Annotated in this window: 30 protein-coding genes; 17 read left to right on the top strand and 13 right to left on the bottom strand. The window is 41.7% G+C overall.

The genetic code is table 11. The features are described 5' to 3' along the window. The first annotated feature begins 3 nt into the window (after positions 1-3). On the top strand, positions 4-1,665 hold the full coding sequence (gene ctaD / locus V7K73_RS29355) for a cytochrome c oxidase subunit I (RefSeq protein WP_334885549.1): 1,662 nt from the start codon (positions 4-6) through the stop codon (positions 1,663-1,665). Between the two features lie 106 nt (positions 1,666-1,771). Next, positions 1,772-2,374, top strand: a complete 603-nt coding sequence (locus V7K73_RS29360; protein ID WP_334885550.1) for a cytochrome c oxidase subunit 3 — start codon at positions 1,772-1,774, stop codon at positions 2,372-2,374. A 40-nt stretch (positions 2,375-2,414) separates the two neighbouring features. Here the strand turns inward: V7K73_RS29360 and V7K73_RS29365 are convergent, their stop codons facing one another. The 7 genes from V7K73_RS29365 to V7K73_RS29395 form a co-directional block, all read right to left on the bottom strand. Next, the gene (locus V7K73_RS29365) at positions 2,415-3,194 is read right to left on the bottom strand and encodes a hypothetical protein (RefSeq protein ID WP_334885552.1); all 780 of its coding nucleotides are present in this window, start codon (positions 3,192-3,194) and stop codon (positions 2,415-2,417) included. Positions 3,195-3,360: 166 nt separating this feature from the next. Further along, the gene (locus V7K73_RS29370) at positions 3,361-3,885 is read right to left on the bottom strand and encodes a pentapeptide repeat-containing protein (RefSeq protein ID WP_334885554.1); all 525 of its coding nucleotides are present in this window, start codon (positions 3,883-3,885) and stop codon (positions 3,361-3,363) included. A gap of 125 nt (positions 3,886-4,010) precedes the next feature. After that, positions 4,011-4,376, bottom strand: a complete 366-nt coding sequence (locus V7K73_RS29375) for a DUF5615 family PIN-like protein (RefSeq protein WP_334885556.1) — start codon at positions 4,374-4,376, stop codon at positions 4,011-4,013. Beyond that, positions 4,373-4,666: a DUF433 domain-containing protein gene (locus V7K73_RS29380; RefSeq protein ID WP_334885558.1), complete on the bottom strand. Its 294-nt coding sequence runs from the start codon at positions 4,664-4,666 to the stop codon at positions 4,373-4,375. The genes V7K73_RS29375 and V7K73_RS29380 overlap by 4 nt, the downstream gene beginning before the upstream one ends. A gap of 139 nt (positions 4,667-4,805) precedes the next feature. Further along, positions 4,806-5,639, bottom strand: a complete 834-nt coding sequence (locus V7K73_RS29385; protein ID WP_334885618.1) for a CheR family methyltransferase — start codon at positions 5,637-5,639, stop codon at positions 4,806-4,808. A gap of 233 nt (positions 5,640-5,872) precedes the next feature. After that, complete coding sequence (locus tag V7K73_RS29390) at positions 5,873-6,403, bottom strand: hypothetical protein (protein WP_334885560.1); 531 nt, start codon at positions 6,401-6,403, stop codon at positions 5,873-5,875. A 422-nt stretch (positions 6,404-6,825) separates the two neighbouring features. Further along, positions 6,826-7,392: an HD domain-containing protein gene (locus tag V7K73_RS29395; protein WP_334885561.1), complete on the bottom strand. Its 567-nt coding sequence runs from the start codon at positions 7,390-7,392 to the stop codon at positions 6,826-6,828. Positions 7,393-7,655: 263 nt separating this feature from the next. Here V7K73_RS29395 and V7K73_RS29400 point away from each other — a divergent pair, with 263 nt between their 5' ends. The 5 genes from V7K73_RS29400 (at position 7,656) to V7K73_RS29420 (ending at position 10,858) form a co-directional block, all read left to right on the top strand. Then, entirely contained in the window at positions 7,656-8,231 is a 576-nt protein-coding gene (locus V7K73_RS29400) for a Uma2 family endonuclease (protein ID WP_334885563.1), read from the top strand. 310 nt (positions 8,232-8,541) lie between these two features. After that, positions 8,542-9,282 carry an LmeA family phospholipid-binding protein gene (locus V7K73_RS29405; RefSeq protein ID WP_334885565.1) on the top strand — a complete coding sequence of 247 codons (741 nt, stop codon included), beginning with the start codon at positions 8,542-8,544 and terminating at the stop codon, positions 9,280-9,282. Between the two features lie 36 nt (positions 9,283-9,318). Then, positions 9,319-9,870 (top strand): DUF2231 domain-containing protein, encoded by a 552-nt coding sequence (locus tag V7K73_RS29410; protein WP_334885567.1) that lies wholly within the window; start codon positions 9,319-9,321, stop codon positions 9,868-9,870. A gap of 366 nt (positions 9,871-10,236) precedes the next feature. Then, on the top strand, positions 10,237-10,653 hold the full coding sequence (locus V7K73_RS29415) for a ribosomal maturation YjgA family protein (RefSeq protein WP_334885569.1): 417 nt from the start codon (positions 10,237-10,239) through the stop codon (positions 10,651-10,653). After that, on the top strand, positions 10,631-10,858 hold the full coding sequence (locus V7K73_RS29420) for a DUF167 domain-containing protein (RefSeq protein ID WP_334885571.1): 228 nt from the start codon (positions 10,631-10,633) through the stop codon (positions 10,856-10,858). The genes V7K73_RS29415 and V7K73_RS29420 overlap by 23 nt, the downstream gene beginning before the upstream one ends. A gap of 112 nt (positions 10,859-10,970) precedes the next feature. Here the strand turns inward: V7K73_RS29420 and V7K73_RS29425 are convergent, their stop codons facing one another. Further along, entirely contained in the window at positions 10,971-11,582 is a 612-nt protein-coding gene (locus V7K73_RS29425) for a glutathione S-transferase family protein (protein ID WP_334885573.1), read from the bottom strand. Positions 11,583-11,975: 393 nt separating this feature from the next. On the opposite strand from V7K73_RS29425, the gene V7K73_RS29430 reads away from it, so the two are divergent. The 4 genes from V7K73_RS29430 to V7K73_RS29445 all read left to right on the top strand — a co-directional run bounded on the left by V7K73_RS29430 (position 11,976) and on the right by V7K73_RS29445 (position 14,918). Then, on the top strand, positions 11,976-12,677 hold the full coding sequence (locus tag V7K73_RS29430) for an SOS response-associated peptidase (RefSeq protein WP_334885575.1): 702 nt from the start codon (positions 11,976-11,978) through the stop codon (positions 12,675-12,677). A gap of 90 nt (positions 12,678-12,767) precedes the next feature. Beyond that, positions 12,768-13,289 (top strand): photosystem I assembly protein Ycf3, encoded by a 522-nt coding sequence (locus tag V7K73_RS29435; protein WP_229488418.1) that lies wholly within the window; start codon positions 12,768-12,770, stop codon positions 13,287-13,289. A gap of 170 nt (positions 13,290-13,459) precedes the next feature. After that, complete coding sequence (gatC, locus tag V7K73_RS29440) at positions 13,460-13,750, top strand: Asp-tRNA(Asn)/Glu-tRNA(Gln) amidotransferase subunit GatC (protein WP_334885578.1); 291 nt, start codon at positions 13,460-13,462, stop codon at positions 13,748-13,750. 199 nt (positions 13,751-13,949) lie between these two features. Next, the gene (locus V7K73_RS29445) at positions 13,950-14,918 is read left to right on the top strand and encodes a glutathione S-transferase family protein (RefSeq protein ID WP_334885580.1); all 969 of its coding nucleotides are present in this window, start codon (positions 13,950-13,952) and stop codon (positions 14,916-14,918) included. Positions 14,919-15,339: 421 nt separating this feature from the next. Here the strand turns inward: V7K73_RS29445 and V7K73_RS29450 are convergent, their stop codons facing one another. Continuing rightward, positions 15,340-15,582, bottom strand: a complete 243-nt coding sequence (locus V7K73_RS29450) for a hypothetical protein (protein ID WP_334885581.1) — start codon at positions 15,580-15,582, stop codon at positions 15,340-15,342. Positions 15,583-16,001: 419 nt separating this feature from the next. On the opposite strand from V7K73_RS29450, the gene V7K73_RS29455 reads away from it, so the two are divergent. Next, positions 16,002-16,514, top strand: coding sequence for a hypothetical protein (locus V7K73_RS29455; protein WP_334885583.1), 513 nt, complete (start codon positions 16,002-16,004; stop codon positions 16,512-16,514). Positions 16,515-16,790: 276 nt separating this feature from the next. Here the strand turns inward: V7K73_RS29455 and V7K73_RS29460 are convergent, their stop codons facing one another. Beyond that, entirely contained in the window at positions 16,791-17,372 is a 582-nt protein-coding gene (locus V7K73_RS29460) for a thioredoxin family protein (protein WP_334885585.1), read from the bottom strand. Positions 17,373-17,513: 141 nt separating this feature from the next. Further along, positions 17,514-17,729 (bottom strand): high light inducible protein, encoded by a 216-nt coding sequence (locus V7K73_RS29465; protein WP_334885587.1) that lies wholly within the window; start codon positions 17,727-17,729, stop codon positions 17,514-17,516. Between the two features lie 200 nt (positions 17,730-17,929). Between V7K73_RS29465 and thyX the strand changes: the two genes are divergently transcribed. Together thyX and V7K73_RS29475 are read left to right on the top strand one after the other, a co-directional pair. Next, complete coding sequence (gene thyX, locus V7K73_RS29470; protein WP_334885589.1) at positions 17,930-18,652, top strand: FAD-dependent thymidylate synthase; 723 nt, start codon at positions 17,930-17,932, stop codon at positions 18,650-18,652. Positions 18,653-18,774: 122 nt separating this feature from the next. Further along, positions 18,775-19,659: an Rpn family recombination-promoting nuclease/putative transposase gene (locus tag V7K73_RS29475; RefSeq protein ID WP_334885591.1), complete on the top strand. Its 885-nt coding sequence runs from the start codon at positions 18,775-18,777 to the stop codon at positions 19,657-19,659. 92 nt (positions 19,660-19,751) lie between these two features. On the opposite strand, the gene dcd is transcribed toward V7K73_RS29475, so the two are convergent. After that, entirely contained in the window at positions 19,752-20,321 is a 570-nt protein-coding gene (gene dcd / locus V7K73_RS29480) for a dCTP deaminase (protein ID WP_334885593.1), read from the bottom strand. Between the two features lie 86 nt (positions 20,322-20,407). Beyond that, positions 20,408-20,944 carry a P-loop NTPase family protein gene (locus V7K73_RS29485; protein WP_334885595.1) on the bottom strand — a complete coding sequence of 179 codons (537 nt, stop codon included), beginning with the start codon at positions 20,942-20,944 and terminating at the stop codon, positions 20,408-20,410. 343 nt (positions 20,945-21,287) lie between these two features. Between V7K73_RS29485 and V7K73_RS29490 the strand changes: the two genes are divergently transcribed. From V7K73_RS29490 to pgl, 3 genes are all read left to right on the top strand, one after another. Beyond that, positions 21,288-21,911, top strand: a complete 624-nt coding sequence (locus tag V7K73_RS29490; protein WP_334885597.1) for an adenylate kinase family protein — start codon at positions 21,288-21,290, stop codon at positions 21,909-21,911. Positions 21,912-22,013: 102 nt separating this feature from the next. Continuing rightward, entirely contained in the window at positions 22,014-22,757 is a 744-nt protein-coding gene (gene rph / locus V7K73_RS29495; protein WP_334885599.1) for a ribonuclease PH, read from the top strand. Between the two features lie 310 nt (positions 22,758-23,067). Beyond that, the gene (pgl, locus tag V7K73_RS29500; RefSeq protein ID WP_334885601.1) at positions 23,068-23,790 is read left to right on the top strand and encodes a 6-phosphogluconolactonase; all 723 of its coding nucleotides are present in this window, start codon (positions 23,068-23,070) and stop codon (positions 23,788-23,790) included. Positions 23,791-23,888: the final 98 nt, after the last annotated feature.

A 23,888-nucleotide genomic window follows, 5' to 3' on the forward strand; every position in this document is an offset into this window, starting at 1 on the left:
ACCATGACTAATGTTCCTATTCAAGGTATCCTTCTCCCTGATGAGAAGCCTAACCACGAATCTCCGGGTAACTGGAAAGAATACTTCAGCTTTAGTACCGACCATAAAGTTATTGGTATCCAGTATCTCGTTACCTCATTCTTCTTTTTCCTTGTCGGCGGTATCTTTGCGATGGTGATGCGGGGAGAACTGATGACACCCGAATCAGATTTAGTCGATCGCACCGTCTACAACGGGATGTTCACCATGCACGGCACCATCATGCTGTTTTTGTGGACATTTCCCTCACTGGTTGGTTTTGCTAATTATTTAGTACCCCTGATGATTGGGGCGCGAGATATGGCATTTCCCCGCCTCAACGCCGTCGCCTTTTGGATGGTGCCAGTAGTTGGGATTTTGATGATGGGTAGCTTCTTCGTCCCTGGTGGCCCAGCCCAAGCGGGTTGGTGGTCTTACCCGCCAGTTAGTCTCCAGAATCCCACAGGTAACTTAATTAATGGTCAAGTTATCTGGCTCTTAGCGGTGGCAATATCCGGCGTATCCTCAATTATGGGGGCAGTAAACTTTGTCACCACAATCGTCAAAATGCGGGCCCCAGGAATGGGCTTCTTTCGGATGCCCTTGTTTGTCTGGGGAGTGTTTAGCGCCCAGATTATCCAACTATTCGGATTACCTGCACTGACAGCCGGTGCAGTGATGCTGCTACTCGACCTCACAGTTGGCACTGCCTTTTTTGACCCCGCCAAGGGTGGAAATCCAGTCATGTTCCAGCATTACTTCTGGTTCTACTCCCACCCCGCCGTTTACGTGATTATTTTGCCCGTCTTTGCGATTTTCTCAGAAATCTTCCCAGTTTATTCACGTAAACCTCTATTTGGTTACAAAGTAGTCGCTATTTCATCCATCTTGATTGCAGGAGTGAGCGGCATTGTTTGGGTACACCACATGTACGTCAGTGGTACATCCGGCTTGATGCGGTTGATTTTCATGCTGACGACAATGTGCGTATCTGTCCCCACAGGAATCAAAGTATTTGCTTGGGTAGCCACTATTTGGGGCGGTAAACTGCGACTAAATACCCCCATGCTGTTTGCCCTTGGTGGATTAATCATGTTTGTCTTCGCCGGCATCACAGGGATCATGCTTTCCTCCGTGCCGGTTGATGTCCACGTTAACAATACCTACTTTGTGGTGGGACACTTCCACTACGTCCTCTACGGCACAGTGACAATGGGCTTATTTGCCGCCATTTATCACTGGTTCCCCAAAATGACCGGGCGGATGTACTCCGAAAGCTGGGGTAAAATCCATTTCTGGTTAGCCTTCATCGGCACCAACCTCAACTTTTTGCCCATGCATCCCTTAGGATTGCAAGGAATGTTACGCCGAGTTGCTTCCTACGCCCCAGAGTATCAATTCTGGAATGTCATCGCCAGCCTGGGCGGATTCCTCTTAGGAATGTCCACGTTGCCCTTCATCTTCAACATGGTAATTTCTTGGATGCAAGGCGAGAAAGCCCCCGCTAACCCTTGGCGAGCCATCGGCCTAGAGTGGTTAGTTTCTTCACCCCCCCCAGTAGAAAACTTTGAAGAAATCCCCATCATCATCTCCGAACCCTACGGCTACGGCAAATCAGAACCCTTAACAGCCAACCTCCCAGAATAAACCCAAACATATCGGGAAGACGCAAAAACCCTCCGCGTCCCTCTGCGCTTCCCTTGGCGTTCCTTTGCGTTTCAAATTCCCCTCAAGGTAAAACATAATTCCACCAATGGACAGTTATATCGATTCAAATGAATTACACCAAACAGGCGCAGAACATACCCACGACGAAGAAGGCAACAAAATGTTTGGCTTCATCGTCTTCCTCCTCTCAGAAAGCGTCATCTTCTTAAGTTTCTTCGCCGGATATGCCATCTACAAAACAACAACCCCTAACTGGCTACCAGCCGGTGTTTCCGGGCTAGAAATCAAAGAACCGACAATCAACACCATAATTCTTGTCGCCAGTAGCTTTGTAATTTACTTAGCCGAACGCGCCCTTCAACGCCATGACTTAGTAAAGTTTCGCCTGTTTCTCTTGACAACAATGGCGATGGGAACTTACTTTTTGGTTGGACAGGCGATTGAATGGAACGGCCTCGCCTTTGGGTTCACATCAGGGGTATTTGGTGGGACGTTTTACCTACTAACAGGCTTCCACGGTTTGCACGTTTTTACCGGCATTCTGTTGCAGTTGATTATTTTGGTACGTTCTTTCATACCTGGAAACTACGATACAGGTCACTTCGGCGTCAATGCAACCTCGTTGTTTTGGCATTTTGTCGATGTGATCTGGATTATTTTGTTTATCCTAATCTACGTCTGGCAGTAAATCAAAATGAGGGAGAAATTACTCCCTCAGCCATTTCCCTTTAAACTAAATAACTCGTATTTGGCACGATCGCAAAGAAGGCATACTCATACCAAGCAGTCCAAATGAAACTGCGAATCCATCGCTGGCGCTTTTCGGGACTCAATTCATATTCAAATGCGCCACGAGATACATCAATGGAAGATAGGTGAGAGTTACAACCACAGCCGTGTTGATAAGTAAAACCGTATTTGGAAGCAATACTTTGCACCTTCATCTGAATCGCAAATACTTTACCTGCATGAAGTATGGCATCCCAAGCCCGTTTGTGTTCAATATCGCGCTGATCAAATCTTAAGGCGCGTTCTTCAAAAACATGATCGCGGTAAATTGGCGCTAAATGCACATGATAGAAGCTGGCGGGTAGTTCATAACCAAACTCGTTGAATAAATCTATACCAATACGAGCCACTTTGACTTCATTAGCATACTCTGTACCCTTTGACTCCACATCACGGAGAATTTCTGCAAAGTTCGGATAGCTGTGTTTGAGAAAGTCTTGCCCAAAAAACTCTAGGGTTTCCCATGCTAGTGGTGCAAATAGCTGAGAAAATGACGGTATCAAGTGAGCTAGTTGGGGGCGATCGCTAAACAAGTCAACATCACCATGTTGTAATTTATACAAGAACAACTGTGCCATCTCAACATAGCTTTGGGGATGGGAAATTCCCACACTGGCGCAACATCTAGCAATGTCTTGCCATGTAGAAGGTAGTTGAGAAACGTGAACCGCATTTTCTCCAGCAATGACTGCAACAGGAGGACATTCGAGTAGCTGCATCGACAATCTCCTTTAAGACTTTAATCTGTAATTTAGGTATAATTTCTTATCTAATATTTCCACAGAAATTCAGGAAGCAATTAATAATTGTAATGTTAATGATATTTTAACTAGACTAAATGTAATTAAACCTACTCCCCTGATGCCTGCGACAGAGGAAGAGAATCTATTTCCATTTCCAGTAAGGGCCCCTTTCAACACTACCATTGGGCATAATGGTCTCCCAAATCAAATTACCGAACCTACAAATATTGGTCTTTGAGACGTCAGCCGAACGAAAGTTAGCATGAGCCAAAATGGCGTAAGAAAAACCACCGATGTTAGCTCCACAGAAGCTAGCACGACTAGCGTTGATATGATTCAAGTCGGTTCCCTTCAAATCGGCTTCAGTCAAATCACACCAACTCAAGTTGGCGGAATGCAAATTAGCATCCCTGACAATAGCGCGTTTCAACCAAGCACTTTCCAAGGAAACACCAAACAAATCGGCTCCAGTCAAATCGGCTCCAGTCAAATCGGCTTGTCTGAAGTAAGCTTTGCGCAAGTTGATATCTCGCAAAATAGCCCCTTCGAGGTTGATCGAACTATCCGAGGGAACACCCTGAGATTGAATCAACTCAATTCCTCGGAAATCTCGCTCCCCATCAGCATATCGCTGCAATAACTCCTCGGCGCTAATTTCCCAAGCCATAATTTAACATCCAATTTATTTTCTAATCTCAAATATAGTGCTACTAAGATATAGTCCGATCTACTCAACCGCGAAACCCCTTTAACTTCAACTTCCAAATCAACATTCTGCAAGCCTCTAGCACTTCAATCAAGCCAATCACTGAGAAATTCAACTTGATTGTGCATCTGCTCAGCTGATTTTATCACCAACAGTTTTAATATTCCACGTACCTGCTCACCCACTGAAAATCGCTGTTGCTGCATCAGCAGTATACCTGCATGAGGTTGTCCGCCTGTGACAAACTCGGTGTGCAAACGGTAAAAGTCTCGCACATTGCCGCTATATATCACCCTGCCTTGCTCCGTCGCCCATATAAGCTGCTCGTCATCGGGGTATCTTAATCGATTTGCTTCCAAGCTCGTTATTACATCTATACCCCTCTCTCTTAAAGCTTGCACAATTGCCCGACGGTTAGAATCCTCATCGGTATACAGACGAATTTGACTCACGATTGTTTACTAGAACTGTGCAAGGCTAGGAGGCGATCATATTCAGCTTCATCTGCTGCAATGTCCACATCGATTTCATTTTTGTTGGCGTAGTAATGGGTTAATGCCGCATAAATCTGTGCCAAGTTTAAATGCCCTATTTCATGGGCAATTTCTTCTATACTATGACCCGCATTATGCCAAATTGCAATTCGACGAACGGTAACTCCTGTGCCTGCAATCAAAGGAGTACCCCCATGAATTCCAGGATGAGAGTCAATCAAACTACCAATATTAACTGCTACAGTCAAAGTGTTTTCCTCTACAGTCAATGCTTTTATGAGGATTTTAGCTTAATCTGATGGCAAGAGGGCGAACGAATGGGTTGGTCAAACCTTGGTGGAAGGCGATCGCTGATAGCCTAGAGCAGTTTAAAATATAGTTGTCCTACTACACCCCCATTTTCTTATATATTTTCTCACCTTTGACTATTTCTTCATAGTACTGTTCATAAGGGGTAAATCTGATGGATTCTTGCCTTCCTAAACCCAAAATACCAAAGGTGCAAAGGCTATTATAAAACAGTTCATATACCCGCTTTTGAAGTACCTGATTAAAATATATTAGGACGTTACGACAAAAAATGACATTAAACTCATTAAAAGAGCTATCAGTTGCTAAATTATGCTGGGCGAAAACAACGTTTTCTCTTAAAGATGCTCGAAATATAGCATTGTCATAAGCCGCTGTATAATATTCTGAAAAAGACTTTTTGCCACCTGCTTTCAAATAAAGTTGAGTATATTCTTGCATCAGTTTCAGCGAGAAAATCCCACTTTTGGCACTTTGTAATACCTTCTCATTAGTATCAGTAGCATATATACGGCATCGGTGATAAAGCCCTTCTTCTTGTAGTAAAATTGCCATTGAATAGACTTCTTCACCAGTCGAGCATCCAGCGTGCCAGATGCGAATAAACGGATAAGTTTGCAAGAAGGGAATAACTTGATTCCTGAAGGCGTGATAAAAGCTGGGATCACGAAACATTGATGTGACATTCACCGTCAGAGCCAGCAAAAATCGTTCCAAATAGGCACGGTTGTGGAGTAAGCGTTCTTGTAATGCAGAAACATTTGCTAACCCCTCTAATTCCATGAACCCCTGAATGCGGCGCTTGAGTGAGGAAAGAGCATAATTGCGAAAGTCATAACCGTAATACTGATACACACCTTCCAAAAGCAGATGTATTTCTATATCCTCCAAGGTAGGCTTCGGTAAAGTCATAGTACGAATTAACATATATGTTGAGCCAGTTCCAGTTATTTAAATGTGCTGGCAATACAACGAGTTAAGCTGCTTGGAGTTAGCCAAACGAAGATTTCCCAAAACACCTTATGGAGAAAAAAATATTCACATTTTAAAGTGGTAGGATTTTTATAACCCAAGTAAATCTTACGCCGAAAATAGCTTAGTGGATCTATTAAATTTGATAACGGTGCTACTTATGGGTTTGGGTTTCACCGAATGGCTGTTATTCCTAAAGCAGCGATCGCTATTATTGAAATCCCAACTAGCCATCTTACCTGGGAACGCAGATTTTTAATCTCTTGACTGAGATTTTCTCTCTGTGGTATGGGATATGGTTGAAGTTCTGCAACTTCAACAGCTACTTGTTGGGGTTTCTTTTGGGTACTTTCAAAAGTTACCTGCGTATGTAGCCAATTAGTAATTAATTGAGGACAGTTTTTCTTAAACCAACTTAAAGCCAAAGTTCTAAAAAGTGGTTTGGACATTCGCGCAATTAATTTCATCACCCTGTTTAAGGGTTTCAGGCGAAGCTTTTGGTTGATCAGATTAACTGAGCCAACATCATAGAGACAATCCAGAATTAGTTTCACAGTGGCTTCTTCACTGTTAATCAAGTTTTGCAATAAAAGCAGAACATCGTGCATCCGCTCTGCTTCAATAACTTTTTCTCTCAAGGTTTCTGGAGAGCTTAATGAAGGACTTACGGTTGTATTTAGGGCGTTTTGTCTTACTATTGTCATGTTAGTAACGTAGCAGTCATAATAATGTAAGTACACCTGTCTACCGGGAGAAAGATTTTTTATCTAGAGAAAGAACCTAAAAGCCAAAATCTTTTCGTGAGACACATGATTATATCGTCTTTGTAAAAAAGTTATTTGTCTAGTTTCCATAAAACTTTTATCTATTTCTGAATAATCGAACTAAACCTTATCTAAGTTGAGAACCGTAGTTTTCACCCTCTCCCTAAATCCCTCTCCCAAATGCTTCAGAGGGAGTTTGAAATTCTGGCTCCCCGAATCCCAGATTTGGGATTCGGGGTTGGGGACAAATCCTTTTGATCATGGAAGAACTATAGGTTTCAAGATAGAGGTGGTTTAGAACTGCAAAGTAGAACCTGCTAGATTCAATGGGAGCATCCGTTTTACGAAACATATCTTCATTTTTATTTAGATGCTAATACGTTAATTTGTGCAACAACCCGTTCTAATTCGTCAATGATTACAGTGGTTCCAGTCTTTCTGAAGGCATCCACAAGCGCACGGTAATACCAAAGAGTTCCTTCTTTACCTCCCTGAAAACGTTCCCAAAGTGATTCGCCCAAAACGCGATAATCTTTGAGAATAGATTGGGCGTTGTAAAGTTTATCTGCTAATGATACGAGAAGTACTGATGAACAAGCAGTAGGAATATGAGCAATATATGCCTCCTTGCGCTGTCGCCAAGGCGGTTTCGGAGTTGTATCAGCGTCAGTACAACCATCTACAATTGCTGTTACATTGTCACCAAAGCGACGGCGAATTTCTTCGCGTGTTGCAGCACCACCTTGATCTTCGATCGCATCGTGTAAGAGGGCTGCGATCGCTTCATCTTCATTTGCCCCATATTCTAAGGCAATACTGGCGACACCTAATAAATGGGCAACATAGGGAACACCTGAACCTTTCCGAACTTGGTTGGCGTGCAGTTGGGTGGCATAGGTAAGGGCTGTGGTAAAGCGTTCTGAGAGCATTGTTTTCAAAGAATAAAAGGGAGCATCCCGTCAGGTGCAAAAACTTTGTGTTTGCCCTCATCCCCTAACCCCGAATCCCATCATTTAGGATTCGGGGAACTAAAATCATGTCTCCCCTCTCCCATCCTTGGGAGAGGGGCTGGGGGTGAGGGAAAAGATTTAATGTCAATTTTATAACAAACTACTCCAGACACAGAGAATGCACAGGAGATGGGTAGAGAGCCTAAAATTGAGATATCTATCAAGCTTGCGATGGCATCATCATGACCAGCGAAAAAATAACGGTGCAGTCTTTGTATACTGTCACTGATGAAGAATTAATGCTGATGAGTTCGCAAAACCCAGAACTGCGGTTTGAACGCAATGCTAATGGTACATTAGAAACTATGCCCCCGACTGGTGGAATTTCTGGTAATCGAGAAATAAAAGCAGGAGCCTATTTGTTGAATTGGGTAGAAAGTCAGGATTTAGGTGAAGTTTTTAGTTCAAGTACAGGTTTTAGATTAGCAAATACGGCAGTGCGATCGCCTGATGCTGCTTTTGTCGCTAAAGGACGTTTGCCAGAAGGTTGGGATCAAGAAGAAGACAAATTTATTAATTTAGCACCCGACTTTGTAATTGAAATCCGTTCTAAAAACGATAGCTTGGCAAAACTCAAAGCCAAGATGGAAGAATATATTAGTAATGGTGTTCAATTAGGATGGTTAATTGATAGTAAAAATCAGCAAGCTTTAGTTTATCGCCGGGATGGTTCAATTACTCAATATCCAGCTACGGCAGTATTAAGCGGTGAAGATGTTGTGCCTGGTTTTTCCTTGCCTTTAAGAAAATTATTATAAAATTGACTATAATTTGATATCAATTCCATTAAAGAGATTTTGGTGCAGCATTAATTAAAACAAGTAGCTTAACGATTTAATTCTCAAGATATCATCTTTCTTTTGAGCGATATTTGACCACAAGGCGCTCTACGTCTGCGCCTGAAAAGTTCTGAGGAGAAAAAAATTTTTTATCTAATAAAAAATTAGATAATTCTACTTTTAGATAGACAATATTTAAATCTATATTCCATCGGCAGATAGATAAAATTTTGATGATAATTTCTTAAATTAACTTAAGAATATGCTATCTATAGGAGTAAATTTAATAATGCCAGACAGTGCTGGATTAGGAGAACAGGCGCTAAATAAAGCGGCAGAAATAGGATTATCTAGCCAATTAGATGAAGTAGAAAATTTAGATGTAGACATCAAAACAGACCCGTTGAAGCTGGTTCAGGGGCAGGTGGATGCAGTCACGATTGAAGGTGAAGGTTTGGTTATGCAGCAAGACCTCCGCATGGAGGAATTAAAAATGCAAATGACTAACATTGCCATCAATCCTTTGAGTGTAGCTTTTGGCAAAATTGAACTTACTAAACCTACTGAAGCTAAGGCACAGGTTGTGTTAACCGAAGCTGATATTAATCGCGCCTTTAACTCAGAATATGTGCGATCGCAACTGCAAAGCCAAAAAATCCACGTAAACGGGGAACTCAGGACTATTGAACCTCAACATGTAGATTTTAAACTACCTGGTGATGGGAAAGTAGCACTAAATGCCAGCATGAAATTAGTAGAAACTGGTGAAAATCAGCAAGTTGCTTTTTCCGCAGTCCCCAAGATCAGTGGCAATGGAAAAACTGTTACTCTGGAAAATGTCGAGTATGGCGAAAGTGAAGAAATATCGCCAGAATTGACAAAAGCTTTGATAGATCAAACGAGCGAAATTCTAAATTTGAGTAACTTCGATTTAGAAGGAATGAGTCTGCAAGTTAACCAACTAAAAGTAGAAGTAGGCAAACTAACCCTACAAGCTGAAGCTTATGTAGAAAAAATTCCTTCAGCTTAAAAATAATAGGACGTTAATAAATTTAGGATACTAAAAATGGAAACTACAGACACAACGCAAACAGGTTCAACACCTTTTCCAAATATTCCACCAGTTATTGAAAGTAACGACAGTGAATATCTTGATACCGGCGTACCTAGCACAGTTGCGATCGCAGGACATCCCCTACATCCCCTGAGTGTGATTTTTCCCATCGCCTTTTTAGCCGCCGCCTTGGGAAGTGACATTGGTTACTGGTTAACTCATGATTTCTTTTGGGCTAGGGCTTCGCTATGGTTAATCGGACTCGGATTAGGTGGAGGCTTACTCGCTGCTGCGATCGGTCTGAGCGACTTTATGAAAATTGAACGAGTTCGCAAGCGCACCGCCGGTTGGGTACATTTAATACTTAACATTTCTATCCTGGTTTTATCACTCGTCAACTTTCTCCTGCGTTGGGGCGACGCTGAGTCCCGAATAGTACCTTGGGGACTATTAATTTCGCTCGTTGTTGGTACACTGACTAGCGCTTCTGGCTGGTTCGGTGCTGAACTCTCCTATCGCCACAAAATCGGTGTAGTGGGCGCTGGTAGCAGAAGATATCCATAACGAAGTTAGCACTTACGCACAAAAAATCGCCCAAAAGTCCTCCAAAATCTCAAAGAGTCCTATCGAACATCCCTACATACCTCTCCTTAATCCCTACATCCCTCTCCTTAATAAGGAGAGGGACAGGTTTTACGTAGTAAAACCAGGGTGAGGTATTTCAGGGGCTATAAAACTTAACCCTAAATGGCCTCACCAAAGCCTTGTGTACACCCTAGCTTTTTAAGGGAGGAGTGCGCTACGCAAACGATGTTTCAGGTTTTCAATGCGTAAATCTGGAAGTAATTCCTAATTAAATCAAAAATTACGAATTATTAAGAAAGAGCAGTGCAGAGGCTAAAATTTTCGTTAGTCTTTAGCCTTGAAAAAATGCTCCAACATCGTAACCAAACAATATTTATTATTCTTTCTCTGCTCATCGTTGTACCGATGGGCTTTTTGTTTAAGTACTACACCGGGCCTGCCCATCAGTGGTTTAATGACTACGGAGCAGCGATATTTTATGAAATATTTTGGTGTCTCTTCGCATTTTGGTTTTTCAGAAATCGAGCGGCGATAATCCAAATTCCTATATGGGTTTTTGTCATCACCTGTATACTAGAATTCTTGCAACTTTGGCATCCGCCAATATTAGAGGAGATTCGCGCCACCTTGATAGGTAAACTGTTACTTGGTACTACCTTTGCTTGGTGGGATTTTCCTCATTATCTATTGGGTTCTGTTTTAGGTTGGTTGTGGCTGCGACAATTACATAAAATAGGTTATGCAAAAAAAAATCAAGGTTAAACCTAATTCAAAACAGCAAAAAATTGAAGAACAACTTGATGGCAGTTTGATTGTGTATTTAAAATCCCCCCCAGTTGATGGTAAGGCTAATGAAGAGTTAATTAAACTATTAGCAAAAAAATTTGATGTAGCCAAATCTGATATCAGAATAAAATCAGGTTTGTCCTCTCGACAAAAGCTAATAGAAATTGATACAGATATCTAGTACCGCAAGGTGAAAGTCAGCCCCAACTCTTAGGATAAATTCGCGTTTGGGTAAGTCACACATTCACGCATTCAAAAACTTTGAACTGCATAAAAAAAGCAAAATCGACTTTTCATGCTTGTGTAATACTGATATACCTTGGTTGAGCTTTGACTTTTTCTATCCAAGCTTGGATAGCAGGAAATTGTGTTAAATCAAACCCACCTTCATCAGCTACATGAGTGTACGCGAACAATGCGATATCAGCAATCGTATAACGCTCTCCTACAAAAAAAATGTGGCAAGTCAAGTATTTTTCCATCAGGCTAAGTGCTGCATAACCTGGTTCACGTTTTTGCTTTATAGCTTCACTATATTCTTCAGTTTTACCTAAAATAGAAATCCAAAATCTTGATTTAGCAATAAAAGGCTCATGGCTATATTGTTCAAAACATAACCATTGCAGCACCTGCGCTCGTAAAAAGCGGTCATAGGGTAAAAATTCTGTACCTTCACTTAGATATACCAATATGGCATTTGATTCTGCCAAGTATTTCCCTGGCTCAATTTCAATAATAGGTATCTTTCCGTTGGGATTTTTACTTAAAAATTCTGGTGTTCGAGTCTCACCTTTCAAAATGTTAAGCTCTACCCTTTCAAAAGGCATACCTAGTTGTGTTAATAAAAGACGTATCTTATAAGCATTGCCAGAAGGTAAGAAATCGTACAAACGCAGTAGTTCCATGCTAAAATGCAGTTAAGAATATGTTGATAAGTAGAGGTTCAAAATACAATATCTTACCAAAATATTTTCCTAAAACCGGATGATTTTTTTGAAGATTTAGCTTAGAAGTACTAAATAAAATTATCTGAAAAAATAAAAAACATTCTTCATTTCTACATTGAGATATTTAATAAAGTTTCGGGGTTTAATTCCCCAGCAAGACAGGCAGCACGTTTTGTGTCGGGGTTAAATCACCCTTACAAAACGTAATACTTCTCTTCTCTACGAGACACTTTGCGAACGCAGCGTTAGCGATAGCGAAGAACGAGCGTCATTGGGAACTTGTAGTGAGCGTAGCCGAAGTATTGCAAATTGCCAATTGATTTAATTTAGTTAGTAATCGAGAATAAAAGTATGTGTGGAAGATTTACTCTAAATCAGTCAGCAGCAGCTTTAGCTGAAGTTTTCCATGTTGAGCCAGTTCTGGATTTAACAGCCGGATATAACATCGCACCTACGCAAATGGTGGCAACGGTGTTACAAAATCCCGAAAGCGAAAAGCGTGAATTTAAGCAGTTGTATTGGGGATTAATTCCGTCATGGGCGAAAGATGCAGGGATGGGGGCAAAGTTGATTAACGCTAGGGCTGAAACTGTTGCCGAAAAACCCGCTTTTCGTTCGGCTTTTAAGCATCGACGCTGTTTAGTGATAGCTGATGGCTTTTATGAGTGGCAACGGCAACAAGGCAAAAAGCAGCCATTTTATTTTCGCCTTCAAGATGGGCAACCCTTCGGTTTTGCAGGTTTGTGGGAGAAATGGCGATCGCCAGCAAACGAAGAAATAATCTCTTGTACAATTTTGACAACGGCAGCTAACGAATTACTCCAACCTATCCACGAGCGGATGCCAGTGATTCTAGAGCCAAAAGATTACGATTTATGGCTAGATTCCCAAGTGCAAACGCCCCAAACCCTACAGCAGCTATTGCGTCCCTATCCAGCCCCAGCAATGACTGCGTATCCAGTTAGCACCTTAGTAAACAACTCTCGGCATAATAGTCCAGAGTGCATCATCCCACTCACTGAGAAGAATGCCCCCAGAAATCAGTTAAATTAGCTATTGAGTGAACTGGCGATTAGATGAAGAGGGAAGAGTTTTTCCAATACCTAATACCCAGTCCCCAATCCCCAATCCCCAGAGACTACTATGCCAAGAACACAAAAAAACGATAATTTTGTTGACAAATCCTTTACAGTGATGGCGGATATCATTCTGAAGATCCTGCCAACCAACAAAAAAGCTAAAGAAGCGTTTGTTTATTATCGAGATGGCATGTCAGCCCAAGCAGAAGGGGAATATGCTGAAGCATTAGAATATTATGAAGAAGCTCTCACACTAGAGGAAGATACCAACGATCGCGGCTATATTCTCTACAATATGGGGCTAATCTATGCCAGTAACGGCGACCACAACAAAGCTTTAGAACTGTATCACCAGGCAATTGAGTTAAACCCACGGATGCCCCAAGCTTTGAATAACATCGCCGTGATTTATCACTATCAAGGCGAAAAAGAGAAAGAAGCTGGAGATAACGAGGCTGGCGAAGCACTCTTTGACCAAGCAGCAGACTATTGGATTCGAGCTATTCGCATGGCTCCCAATAACTACATTGAAGCCCAAAACTGGCTGAAAACCACCGGGCGATCGCAAATTGACGTATTCTTCTAAAAGTGATGAGTTAGGAATTATGAATCATTCACTCCTAACTCCCAACTCCCAACTCCTCACTCCTCACTCCTAACTCCTAACTCCCCTAATTTCTAACTCCCAACTCCTCACTCCTCACTCCTCACTCCTAACTCCTAACTCCCCTAATTTCTAACTCCCAACTAAAAAATATGATTGACCAAGAACAAGTTCATAAAGTAGCTAATCTTGCTCGTTTAGAATTGACTCCAGAAGAAGAAAAACAATTTACTACCCAGTTAGGAAGTATTCTGGATTATATTCAACAGTTGGATGAACTTGATGTTAGCAATGTGCCTCCAACAACGCGGGCAATTGATGTCAGCAACATCACACGAGAGGATAAATTGCAACCCTATCCTGACCGAGAAAGCATCCTCAACAATGCGCCTGAACAAGAAGGTGAATTTTTCAAAGTACCAAAAATACTCAACGCTGAATAGTCAAAATTCAACAGTCAAAATTTTTAGATTTTTGACCGGGACAATTTTAGATTTTAGATTAAAGAATTAAAAATTATTTCGGTTATACCTCGTCCCTTGCGATGTCCTGAGCAAGCCGTTGGCTGAACGGAACAATCCAAAATCCAAAATTTAAAATCCAAAATTGTTTGACTGTTGACTAATAACTAAGGAGATAATTATGGGTTTGGGAATTCTTAAGAATGGTCAATGGGTATCTCAAAGAGAGCAAGAAGACTCAGAAGGTAAATTTATCCGTCCATCAACTACTTTCCGTAACCACATTACAGCTGATGGTTCTAGTGGGTTGAAAGCTGAAGCGGGGCGTTATCATCTGTATATTTCTTGGGCTTGCCCTTGGGCGTGTCGCACCGCCATTATTCGCCAATTAAAAGGACTCCAAGATGTCATTGGGTTATCAGTCGTTGCAGCAGAAATCGATCAAAATAGCTGGGAATTTGGTGATGAACCGGGGTGTATTCCCGATACAGTCAACGGGACTCAATATCTTTGGCAACTTTATCTAAAAGCTGATCCTAACTATAGCGGTCGGGTGACAGTTCCAGTTTTATGGGATATCCAAAATGGGACAATTGTCAATAATGAATCCCGCGAAATCATTCGGATGTTTGATACAGAATTCAATGCTTTCGCCAAACAAAATATCAACTTTTATCCAGAACATTTACAAAAAGTAATTGACGAGACGATTGATACAATTTATCAACCAATAAATAACGGTGTCTACCGGGCGGGATTTGCTACCACTCAGTCGGCTTATGATGAAGCAGTAACGGAATTATTCACCGCTCTCGACTACTGGGAAAAAGTATTGGGAAATCAACGCTATCTTTGCAAAAATGAAATTACTGAAGCGGACTGGTGTATGTTCACTACTCTGTTTCGTTTCGATGTAGTTTATTATGTGCATTTCAAATGCAACTTACGCAGGATTGTAGATTATCCGAATCTGTGGAATTATCTCAAAGAACTTTACCAATTATCGGGAGTCAAAGAAACTTGCAATCTTGACCACATCAAACGGCATTATTACAAAAGCCATCCCCAAGTTAACCCAACTCGCATCGTTCCAAAAGGGCCACTGATTGATTTTGATGCACCCCATGACCGGGATAAAATATTTGCTTAATTGTTTTGTTCGCTTGTCGCGTCATCGCTTGATAAGTATTATAGGACTTACGCTTTCAAGGCAGTAAAATCCTTGATTTTCCGTAGGGGCAATTCATGAATTGCCCTTACATTTGGTATCTGATGCGTAAGTCGTATATTACATGCAGCCCAGAACTTAGTGCGATTCATCTGAGAGAAAAAATTTCAAAGCGTTAATTTTTGCAAAATATAGCTAATCCAGTACAAATACTCAAAATCACAGAAATCCGATAAAGTTTAGAGGATATTTGAAAAGTCCTTTTGTCGAGCTTGAAAACAACTAGCAATACTGCGGGGTTCTTCTTTTAAAATAAGTTACAAAATTTCGGTTAAAGCGCCCAAGATTAGATGATGGTGGGGAGCATCCCGTCAGGTGCAAAAACCTTGATAGCCCTCATCCCCTAACCCCGAATCCCATCTTTGAGATTCGGGTAATTAGAATTATATCTCCCCTCTGCCATCAGATGGGAGAGGGGCTGGGGGTGAGGGAAAAGATTTAAGCCAAAATTGGGATGCTCCCCGATGGTGAAGACCCCCAACCACCCGGATATGACCCCGTAAAGACAGCCGAAAGTGGACTGTTGAATAATTAACTTGTGAGAAAGGTCTTCGTGAGTTTCTACGGTTATAACAAAAGGCGACATTAGGATACACTGGCTTTTGAATACATCGGAAGTTCAGCAGTAACAAACAAAATCGCCTCTGGTGACTTGCTGCCTAGTATCCTATCGCTTTTTGCTGTATGAAACTTACTCAAATCTCCGGCAAGTCTCCCTCAAGAAGGTTTCTTAGCATCTAAAAAGACTCCCACTGTTTTGAGGCTATAGCCTTAGAATATTTACAAGCTTTACTTACGAATTAGCTCTCTTAGCGAGAAAGTACCGTTTTTACTGTCTAAGCTGACATTCTACCTGTTTCTATTGGTATCTGTGTAGCTTAACAAATCAGAGGATTCATTAATATTAAGCCTGTTTTACTATTTAGTTTCTTACCCTAGCCTATTTATTAGACTGCCTAGTGTTCATTTCAGTTTGTTCAATAGCTTTTAGCCCTTATCGCTCCCATGCTGACCCATCACCGCAAGCCCGTGTGCTTATCACTTATTTCCACTGACCTACCAATCTGGTCTGTTGTGGAAACTGCCGCGACATTGTATCAAAAAGATACTGATAGATTCCATTTGCTGCTGACCGCACCGCCCCTAATTAGCTGTGAAGTAGAGAGTGTCGTAAGTCCAGAGGATACACTTCCCCAAAATAAGAGCAAAGCTTATGCCCCTAACAGTCCCAGAATTTTGTGGCTAGAGATTTCCCCTTACCGAGTCATCATGACTATGCAAGGTAACGCTCAAGTCAGTTACCGTCACTTTTGGGAACGGGGCGTTTATGGCATTAGTCGCTATTGGTTGCCAACTGAGTCATTGCAACCTAACAATCCGATTCGTTTACGAAATTTTACTAGTAGCCTAGCTCTCAACGGACATCCCTTACCAGAGCATTTGCGTCTGGAATATGAATTGTGGGCAGAAAAAGTTCAATTAGGATGTTACATACTGAATTTGGAAATTAAACATTAATATCGGGGGACTGGAGACTGGAAACTGGGGGAGATTAGGGGACAAGGAGAATCATTCTTAACTCCCAACTCCCAACTCCCAACTCCAAACTCCAAACTCCAAACTCCAAACTCCTAACTCCAAACTCCAAACTCCAAACTCCAAACTCCTAACTCCAAACTCCAAACTCCAAACTCCAAACTCCTAACTCCTAACTCCAAACTCCTAACTCCAAACTCCTAACTCCAAACTCCAAACTCCTAACTCCCAACTCCCAACTCCTAACTCCTAACTCTTTCAACCAAAATAACTGGGTTGGTTTCCAGGTTTCCATTTAATATTGCAACCAACACTCGGCTTTTGGTCGCTTGTAACAGGTTTACCCGCCAGCACTGCTTCAATAGCTGCGCGTAAATCTGTGCCTGTTACGGGTTTGCCATTACTGGGACGGCTATCATCTAATTGTCCGCGATAAACAAGCTGCCGTTGGTCATCAAATACAAAAAAATCAGGTGTGCAAGCTGCTGTGTAAGCCTTTGCCGTTTCCTGATTCTCGTCGTAGCATAAGGTAAAATTAAAGCCTTGTTCTGTCGCAAATGCTTGTAACGACTCTGGCGCGTCATCGGGGTAATTTTTTGCATCGTTAGCACTGATGGCAACGATCGCTAAATCACTTGTAAAATAATCTTTTCCTAACTGCACTAATTCTTGTTGAATGTGCTTGACAAATGGACAATGCCGACAAATAAACATTACCAACAGCGCTTTTTTATTTGCGAAGGTGGAAAGTGAAGTTGTCTTTCCAGATACTACTTCCGGTAGATTAAAATCTGGTGCTTTTGTGCTTAATGGCAACATAGTCGAAGCAGTTAAAGCCATAGTTCACCCAATATTTTTACGCTGATAGCGGCTTTTGCTATCAGTATATTTTTACTCTAGCACTAAGTTTTCCATAAATTAAGAGACGGTAAATTTACCGTCTCTTATATTTGTTGAGAATTAAGTTATAGAAATTATTTTTTATAGACTTGCCAAAACACCAACGATGCCGTGTCCTGTGAATACTTCTAATGCTATTAGAGAGACAAAACCAATTATTGCTAAACGACCGTTGAGCATTTCTGCGTAGGGAGTGAAACCAGTGCGATCGCCTTGCTCGTCTATATAAATTTTTGGCTCGATCGCAAAGTTGTTTAGTTTGCCTTGGTCATCAATTATAGCAGTGCTTGTACGCATGGATTTTTCCCTGTCTCTGATTTATGTAAATAAATGTAACAAACTTATTAATATTTGTAAAGCATTTTCATCTGATCGAGTAGAAGTCCAAGCCAGAGAAGAGATATGATGATGAATCGAGTTCAAAGCAATGTCTAAGCAACAGGCTCTACTCCTTATTAGTAACCACTTTCAGTCACAAATTTATTCTTTAACACCTAATGCATCGATTTCGAGTAGAGGTTATTGCCAAAACACCAAACCCGCAGCAGGTGATTTATGCCGCGATGCACCAAGACTATACTGATGGGTTTGTGTTTGATGGGCGCGACTCTTGGCCTTCGGAGTCACAAAGCGGCGAAGTTATTGTTAAGCGACTTTTAGCAGGTGAGAGAGGACATTATGGGCCTCTAGAGCATCCCCAGATTGTTTTCAACTGTGGCTACTTTCCCCACAGCGTGATGCAGCAGGCTCGTACTCATCGTGTGTCAGTATCATTTGATGTACAATCATTTAGATATACAGGCAACCAATTCATCAATGTAGTAGAAGGTAAAAAAGACATAGAAGATGTTTTTTACCTGCGTCCTGTTGGTTATTACACTGATAGACAAGGCAAAAAATACCACTATTCACCAGAGCAACGAGCAGCAGATTTAGAGTGGTGTCTAGAAGCAGCTAAACGATATAAAGCTGATTTTGAGGCTGGGATGTCTGAAGAACACGCAAGAGGTAAAGTACCTTTTGATTATCGCCAGCATTTTGTAGTTAGTTTCAATTTAAGGTCTTTCTTGCATTTTTGTGACTTGAGAAATAAGAAAGATGCTCAACTTGAAATTCAAAAATTGTGTGAAATGATGTGGCCTCATTTTGAAGATTGGGCACCTGCGATCGCACAATGGTATGAAAAGCAGCGTCTAGGTAAGGCCAGGTTAGCACCTTAGATAATCGCTTACCCCATGCTCTCGATATGCGAAATTTGACATAATTTGCGATAGGATAAAGCGACGCGACTATTCTCAGATTTATTAGGTTTGATTTAGAGCGATCGCATCTATTTTTTTTGATGAACAAAGCTGTCGATGTTAGCACTAAAAAATTAATCAGCCTTGCACCAAATAATTGGGCAAAATGGGTGACAGGAATTTCCGACATTGTTACAGGCGAAATCTTAAATACAGAATTCCAATGGATTAGCCGACAAAGCGATGTTGTAATTCAGGCTGAAAGTCCCCAATACGGAAAATTTCTCATCCTTAATGAGTTGCAATTACGCTACACATCAGAAATGCCGCGTCGGATGCGTGCATATACCGCTCTTGCAGAAGAGAAATATCAACTACAAACGTACCCTGTACTGATTAATATTCTCAAAATCAGCAACAGCGAAATACCTACAAGCTTTGCATCCAATTTTATCGGGTTAAGAGCAATTCAAGATTACCGCGTGATCAATCTTTGGGAGGTTGACGTAAATATTGCTTTTGAGACACCGTTACCCTCGCTGCTTCCCTTTGTACCAATTCTCAAAGGCGGAGAAAACGAGTCTACAATTAGGGAAGCATTGCGAATGCTACGTGCTGATGAGCAATTAAATCAACTTGAGACAGTTCTGGCATTTTTTGCAACCTTTGTATTAGAAAGTACTTTAGTTCAGGAAATCATGAGGTGGGATATGACAGTCTTAAGAGAGTCACCTTGGTATCAAGAAATTTTACGTGAGGGACAAGCACGAGGACAAGCAGAAGGAGAAGCACGAGGACAAGCAGAAGGAGAAGCACGAGGACAAGTACGTGGAATCATCTCTAGCATCGAAACAAGTTTAGAGGCGAAATTTGGCAGCGATGGTTTGGAGTTGATGTCGCAAATTTCTGACTTAGAGCAATTGAAAGAGATTTTACGCAGAATTGTTGTAGCAAATACAATTAAAGATTTACAGAATGTTTTGTAGGATAAAGCGATCGCACTCCGATTTTTGGGTATGATTTAGAGCGATCGCACAGATCAGCAGGAACTTAAATTAAGTTATTTAAGAATATTTAATTATACCTTTGCTAATGTAACAATCTCTAGTTGATCCTGATATTTACCTTGACGGGCTTCATAACTGATAGCACATGGTTCACCTTCTAAAAATAGCAATTGTACTACGCCTTCGTTCGCGTAGATGCGACAGTCGGCACTCGAAGAATTGGAAAACTCTAAGGTAAGATGGCCCCGCCATGCAGCCTCAGCAGGCGTTAAATTTGCTATTATCCCACAACGTGCATAAGTACTTTTACCTATACATATTACTGTAATATTTTCAGGAACCTCTAGTTTTTCTAGAGCAACCCCAAGTCCATAGGAATGAGCAGGTAAAATAAAGTAACTGCCATTAGCATCTGTGTGCAGTGCTGTTGGCTCCAGATTCTGGGGATTAAAGTTTTTGGGATCAACGACAGTTCCGGGAATGTGGCGAAAAATGCGGAACTCAGCCGGAGAAAGGCGTATATCATAGCCATAAGAAGATAAACCGTAGCTAATTACAGGTTGAACCGCTACAGACTCATCTTTTTGTACTTTTCGGATTAAACTTGGCTCAAAGGGCGAAATCAAACCCTTTTGAGCCATTTCAGTAATCCAGATATCGTTTTTAATCACAACTTCACAGCTAATTCAAACCGAATTACTAGGATATCCTGAATTGAGCATTTTATTTAAGGTCGATAACTCCGGCGGATTTCTGTAATTTGATCTGCTACATCGAGAAGAGATTTTGGCATCTCTGGACCTGTGAGAATGATATCGACATGGGGAGGGCGTTTTGCCAGAAACGCTAAAACTTCAGTTTCTGGAATTAAACCAAAGTTAATCGCTAAACTTAACTCATCTAAGACAACGAGAGAATACTTACTCTCACACACTACCTGTTGTGTATACTGCCACAGCTTTTGCAAAGCTTGATTTTCGGTATCGTCTAAATGTGGTGTATCAATACAACGAGGCAAATCACAACGAATCCAATCTAAATTTTGTCCTAGTTGTATAGGTCTATCCTGTCCTTGACGAATACCTCCTTTGAGGAACTGCACTATTAATACTGGCGTTCCTTGCCCAGCAATTCTCAGTGCTTGCGCCATAACGCTCGTAAAAAAGTTACGGTGGGAGCTAGTGAAAACTTGCACTAGTCCTTCTACTGGATACGGTAAGGTAATGGGTGAATTTATACTTGGAGTTTCTAGCTGGGCAACCATAGGGTAAAGTTCAAAAAATTACAATAAATTAAGGGGTTGGCTGGCGGTACTGATTACAAGTCTGCCTGTATAATCTATCTGTTTTTCCCAAGTGTGGTGGATTTGGCAAATTGCATTCTTAGTCAAACACTAGGTTTGTGCTGAAGTCAAGAGTTCTGTTGATTTAGATTTTCGTCTTTTCTCGGAAAAGAGTTGTAAAAATAAAAACATTAGAGTTCCAGTTCAAATTATTTAAAAAAGCTAGGTATAACGGCTGAAAATCGCTAAATGTTAGATTTATCGGTTGTTTGGGCAAAACAGACTTAGCAAGTAGTGAATTTGACAGGATGAGGAGTAAATTATTGTGAGATTGGTGATTCTGGGAGGTTCAGGATCGGGTAAAAGCACTCAAGCACAAAGGCTTTGCAGATACTTTGATATTCCGATGATTTCTACAGGTGAGATTTTACGGGAAGCGATATCTGACGATAAGCTCCTCCCGGAGTTCCAATGGTCCGAAGCTGACCCACGCACTTCTCTTTCGGTTTACGCTAGCCTGAGTGAACTAGGTTACCACGCCCAGCCCTATATGCAAAAAGGCGAATTGGTTGCAGATGAAATGATCGTTGAATTGATCCGAATTCGCCTCAGACAACCAGATATTAACGGAGATTGGGTCTTAGAAGGCTATCCCCGGACTGCCTTCCAAGCTGAAGAATTAGATTTTTTATTAGATAATTTAGAGCAAAAGCTAGATTGGGCTATTTATCTCCAAGTCCCAGAAGCAGTTATGGTTAGCCGATCCTTGGGGCGATCGCTACCAGATGACCAACCAGAAATCGTCCAACGCCGTGTAGAATTATTCTACGATCGCACCATTCCAATACTTGAATATTACGACCGTCGTCGCTGCTTGTTGACCATCAACGGCGACCAGTCACCAGATATGGTGCTGCAAAATATTTTGACTCTGCTTTCAGTTCCTTAAAAGGAGTGAGGGACAAGAATTAATAACCATTCCCCATTCTCCATGCCCAATGAACACTAAGGTAATCTTAAGGCAGTAATTCTAAAACTTGAGGCAACTCCAATGGCTTGGCAGCGTCCTGACGGTCGTCTTGCTTACGAACTACGTCCGATCAGCTTTCACCCCAATTTTACCCACTTTGCCCCCGGTTCTGTTCTCGCAAGATGCGGTGATACTCAAGTACTTTGTACTGTTAGCGTTAATAAGGGAGTTCCGAAGTTTCTTGAAGGAACTGGTAAAGGCTGGTTAACCGCTGAGTACCGGATGCTCCCATCTGCTACCCAAAAACGGCAAGACAGGGAATTATTAAAATTATCTGGACGGACGCAAGAAATTCAACGTTTAATTGGCCGCAGTTTACGCGCAGCAGTGGATTTTGAGGCGCTGGGAGAACACACCCTGACTGTGGATGCTGATGTGCTGCAAGCAGACGCTGGAACTCGGACAACAGCCATTACAGGCTCGTTTGTGGCGTTGGCTCATGGGATTTCTAAATTATTGCAACTTGGGGTACTAGAGCGATCGCCTCTGTGTGGACAGGTAGCAGCCATTTCTGTAGGATTACTAGATGGAGAGCCATTTTTGGATCTCAATTACATCGAAGATGTGGCTGCAACAGTAGATTTTAACGTGGTGATGAATCAACACCTGGGAATTATTGAAGTCCAGGGAACAGCCGAAGAACGCAGCTTTAGCCGGACTCAGCTGGATCAACTGCTAGATGTCGCCCAAAAAGGAATTGAGGAATTGTTAATCGCCCAACGCGAAGCGATCGCTGACTGGGAAGAGTTATTTGTGGGAGATTGATAATATGTTATTACCCAGGGCAAAATGAACTGATTAATTAGTTTTGTTAATTTTTAATAAGAATTAATAAATGTATCCTCTGTGGTGTTAATCAACAAAGTATCAAGTAACTGGATGTAAATAAAAATAATCATCAGAGCCGTTAGTAGTAAGTACAACCGACTACTGACAACTTACCGTTGAAGGTATAAGCGGCTACGTTTTTCTAGCCTACCTAATCCATGATGTTAAATGTTTCAAAAGTTAAAAAGGAGGATTGTAATAAGTTCGGTATTGTATTGCCAGAAGCCAGCAATACGATAATGAAGCCATGAACAAAACCGTTGAAGTTCTACCGGATCAACCAGCGCTGGTTGCACGAGCGCTAGAATTAATTCTGTCGAAGTTAGAAACTGCCATTGAGCAACGGGGGCGGTTTACCATCGCCTTATCTGGTGGCAGTACACCTAAGCCGTTATACGAAGCGATCGCTACTCAAAAACTGCCTTGGGATAAAATTCATATATTCTGGGGGGATGAGCGTTACGTACCAGCAGATCACCCCGATAGCAATGAACTGATGACGCGTCGGGCGTGGCTAAATCATGTTGATATCCCAGCAGCTAACATTCACCCCGTACCAACTTTAGAAGCCAATCCAGAACTAGCTGCTGCTAAGTATGAACAACAGCTTAAAGAATTTTTCAATTCTTCTGGGGTCGAGTTTCCCTCATTGGATGTAGTATTGTTAGGAATGGGTGATGATGCACATACTGCATCTTTGTTTCCCCACACAGAGGCTCTCAAAGTAAGCGATCGCCTAGTTACCGTGGGTAACAAAGACGGAAACCCCAGAATAAGTTTCACATACCCCTTCATCAACGCTGCGAGCAGTGTGATTTTTCTAGTTGCTGGTGCTAATAAACGACCAGCTTTGGCGCAAGTCTTTGCACCTGTAGCCGATGACTTTACCTACCCATCCCGCTTAATTCGGCCCCAAGGAGAACTTTGGTGGCTGCTAGATGCGGCAGCAGGTTTGGAACTTCAACATTAAAAGCTAGGAGTTAGGAGTTAGGAGTTAGGAGTTAGGAGTTAGGAGTTAGGAGTTAGGAGTTAGGAGTTAGGAGTTAGGAGTTAGGAGTTAGGAGTTAG

It is taken from the genome of Nostoc sp. (genome assembly GCF_036916975.1).
Classification (GTDB): domain Bacteria; phylum Cyanobacteriota; class Cyanobacteriia; order Cyanobacteriales; family Nostocaceae; genus Nostoc.